This is a genomic window from Sphaerospermopsis sp. LEGE 00249 (assembly GCF_014299995.1).
GTDB classification, from domain to species: domain Bacteria; phylum Cyanobacteriota; class Cyanobacteriia; order Cyanobacteriales; family Nostocaceae; genus Sphaerospermopsis; species Sphaerospermopsis kisseleviana.
In genome coordinates this window covers 1-3,850 of the sequence record NZ_JACJUZ010000143.1, presented here as the reverse complement: position 1 = coordinate 3,850, position 3,850 = coordinate 1, and the positions used below count along the sequence as shown (strand labels likewise).

The window sequence follows — 3,850 nt, the reverse complement described above, 5'->3', positions numbered from 1 at the left end:
GGTGATTGGTGACTGGTGATTGGGGATTGGGGACTGGTGATTGGTGATTGGGGATTGGGGATTGGGGACTGGTGATTGGGTAATAAATTTGATGTTTCCCTATTAACTATCAACTATCAACTATCAACTATCAACTATCAACTATCAACTATTACCAACCTACAAAAATAATTGTAATTATCAAAACCAACTTCTATATGAGAAAACTGTACTTTTTAGTTCCAGGAACAGATGGAAAATTTGCTTGTGGTGGGCTTTGGGCAGAGTTAAAAACAGTTAATTTAGCTCAAAATATCTGTAGTGCAGAAGTTGTCACTTACCGACAAAGAGAAAAGGATAAGCTGTTTCTTGATGATATACTAAAAAATCAAAATTCACAGCAAAATTTAGATGATGTAATATTTGTGATTAGTTGGGGATTTGATATAGCTAAACTCGCACCTAAACTGCAAAAATATAATGTAGTTTATCATGCTCATAGTGCAGGTTATAATTTTAAACTTCCCTCCAGTATTCCGATTATTACAGTTAGCCGTAATACAATGGGATATTGGGGACAAAAAGCGCCTAATAATTTAATTTATTATTTACCTAATCAAATCGCTGATGAATTTACAAATTTGCATTTAGATAGAGATATTGATGTTTTAGTGCAAGCGCGAAAATCTTCTGAATATTTAATTAAACAATTAATTCCTACATTACAACAAAAGTGTCAAGTTTTTGTTGTTGATTCTTATATTGAAGATTTACCAGGATTATTTAATAGAGCGAAAATTTACCTTTACGACTCTGCGGAATATTGGGCGCAACAGGGTGTAAGTGAAGGTTTTGGGTTGCAACCGATGGAAGCTTTAGCTTGTGGTTGTCAAGTTTTTTCTAGCGTTAACGGCGGGCTTTCTGATTATTTAGATCCGGGATTTAATTGTTATAAAATAGCTGGGTATTCTCTAGAATATGATGTACAACGTATTCTCAAAACTTTATCATCTCCAGTGGCTTTGACTTTACCCGCAGAAGTTTTAGCAGAGTACAGAACTGAAAATATTATCCAGCGATTCACAGTAATTTTGTCAGCAATAAATGAGTTTTTTGATCACAAAAAATATTACTCAGCTAATATTCAAGATATCACCCGAATGCGTTTAGCAAAATTATTTATACAGAGAGTACACAAGAAACTGATAAAATTTAAATAAAATTAAACAAGTAGATCAACCTGTAGATCAACCTGTAGATCAACCTGAAAAAACCAAATCAAAAAATATTCTATTAATTCTTATGGGGTAGATTCTTGTGGGGTGGGCATACTTCAACACGCTCAGTAGGGCTTGCTGAATAAACTCAAAACCTTGATAAATCAAGGGTTTCAGGTGGAAAATCAGGAAATCAGTGCAGGATTTTTCAGGGGTATACTCCTAAAAGCGTGCATTTTCCGGGTGAAATTTCAAAGAATTGGTTACTAACAGATCACCCAAAGTCTTGCCTATTCCCTATTCCCTGCCTTAACGAAGAGACTTTTTCAGCAAACCCTATTTAGGGTTTGCTGAATAAACCTAAAACCTTGATATATCAAAGGTTAGAGGCTGATAAACACAGAAATTAGTGCAAGGGTTTTGAAGGGTATACCGGAAAAAGTGTGCATTTTTGGGGATTTCAAGAGATGGCAAAGAAATTTTCACATCTCCTCCTGACTCCTGACTCCTGTACGGGCGAAGCATTCGGAAAATAGCCTTTTCATAAAATTGATAATTTGTCGTCCGAATGCTTCGCCCCTACGACTCCTGACTCCTGACTCCTATGCCCTCACGGAAAGACTTTCTTAGCCACCCTTAAATAGGACTTACGGAAGATGTGACTGAAAACCTGATTCTTGCGTAGGGGTAATTCATGTAGCTTGCTTCCCGAAGGGTATTACCCTTACTTTCGTTCCCTTTTGCGTAAGTCCTGTTAAAGCTGGACGGGCTAGAAGCCGATCCCACAACATGGAAACGGAAATGTCAGGAAATATTGACATAATGAACCCCAGGTCAAGGCAAATGTTATGATTCCATAACAATTTGATCCCCGCAGGGCTAATAAATACGTGAAATAGCTGAAAAACCGACTTCATACCCCTTGATCACTAGGCATGATTACCTGTTAGTATTTCATCAAGAAAAAACACGCCCCTGATCCCAAAGAAATGCTAATCATGGCAAAACCAGGAATCAGAAAGCGTGGCAATCCATTTAAAAACCAACTAAAACCCTTATAAACTGGGCAAAACCAGAAGTCAGGAATAAAAAATTCATCTGGGATAGATGAGATTTTATAAACCATTCTATAACCAGGGGAAGTCATTTACCCGAAAAACTACTGGAGGCCAAAATAAATGGCAAAAGAACGCCCACCGCTAGAGGAAATGACATTAAGGCAACTTCGTAAAGTTGCAAGTGAGTATGGCATTTCTCGTTACAGTCGGATGCGTAAATCTCAATTGTTAGCATCAATTCAAGAAGTACAAAGTAACAAACTTTCGCTCAGTCCATCTCGTTCACTGGAGGCACAGGAAACCGTGGAAGCAGCAAAATTTGAATTAGGTCAGGAAGATCGTACAGGTGGTTCTCTCGCTGATGTGGATGAGGGACTGGCAGATTTACCAGGTGGTTATGGTGAAAGTCGCATTGTGTTGTTACCACGTGATCCACAATGGGCTTACACATACTGGGATATTCCCAATGAACATAAACAAGAGTTGCGTCGTCAAGGTGGACAGCAATTAGCATTGCGGATTTATGATGTTACTGATATTGATTTAGATCATCAAAGTCCCCACAGTATTCAAGAATATCCTGCGGATGAATTAGCGAGAGAATGGTATTTACCCATTCCTGTGAGCGATCGCGATTATGTAATTGATATCGGTTATCGCACCCCCATTGGTGGTTGGTTGGTATTAGCTCGTTCTGCTAGGGTTCACATTCCCCCCGTCTATCCTTCCGACTGGATCGAAGATGTCTTCATTGCCGTAGACTTTGAAGAAGACCTACGCGGTAAGACCAAGTATGAACTCGTTCCCCCAGCTAAGAAAGTCGCTGCGGTGGGTGCTGGTGGCAACCCCATTTACGACCAAATCTTTGGTATGGCAGAATCAGCAGAAGCTCAACGGGTAGCTGGTTCTCTGTTCGGTTCTATGCAGCACGTAGCCGGTTCTGTACGTCCAGAACAAGTTATCAGTTCTTACATCTTCCCATCTGGTGTAGGTATGTGGGCAGTTCCCACTGCATCCGGGATCAATATGTCCGGTGTAGGTATGTCTGGGGTCGGTTTCTCCGCTTCTGCTGTTCCAGAACGTCCCCGCAAATTCTGGTTAATTGCTGATGCGGAATTAATTGTATATGGTGCAACTGAACCAGATGCAACTGTAACTATTGGTGGTCGTCCTATTAAACTCAATCCCGATGGTACATTCCGCTTCCAGATGTCTTTCCAAGATGGTTTGATAGATTACCCCATTTTGGCTGTTGCTGCTGATGGTGAACAAAGTCGTTCTATTCACATGAAGTTTGAACGGGAAACACCTTCTCGCAATACCAATACTAAGGAAGAAGCTGTTTTGGAATGGCTTAAATAAAGTTTGATTTTCAAGTTTGAATTTAAAGTTTGAATTTAAAGTTTGAATTTTACATTACGCCATAACTGCTTTACCCGCTATAGTATTTCTGTAGTGGGTTTTTTATTTAGGGCTTGCTGAATAAACTCAAAACCTTGATAAATCAAGGGTTTCAGGTGGAAAATCAGGAAATCAGTGCAGGATTTTTCAGGGGTATACTCCTAAAAGCGTGCATTTTCCGGGTGAAATTTCAAA

2 protein-coding genes are annotated in these 3,850 nt (G+C 39.4%); both read left to right on the top strand.

Features of this window, described 5'->3' with window-relative positions; translation table 11 throughout:
• The first annotated feature begins 197 nt into the window (after window positions 1-197).
• Window positions 198-1,199 carry a glycosyltransferase gene (locus H5968_RS24685; RefSeq protein ID WP_187042044.1) on the top strand — a complete coding sequence of 334 codons (1,002 nt, stop codon included), beginning with the start codon at window positions 198-200 and terminating at the stop codon, window positions 1,197-1,199.
• A gap of 1,175 nt (window positions 1,200-2,374) precedes the next feature.
• Window positions 2,375-3,616, top strand: coding sequence for a DUF4912 domain-containing protein (locus H5968_RS24680; RefSeq protein ID WP_187042043.1), 1,242 nt, complete (start codon window positions 2,375-2,377; stop codon window positions 3,614-3,616).
• Window positions 3,617-3,850: the final 234 nt, after the last annotated feature.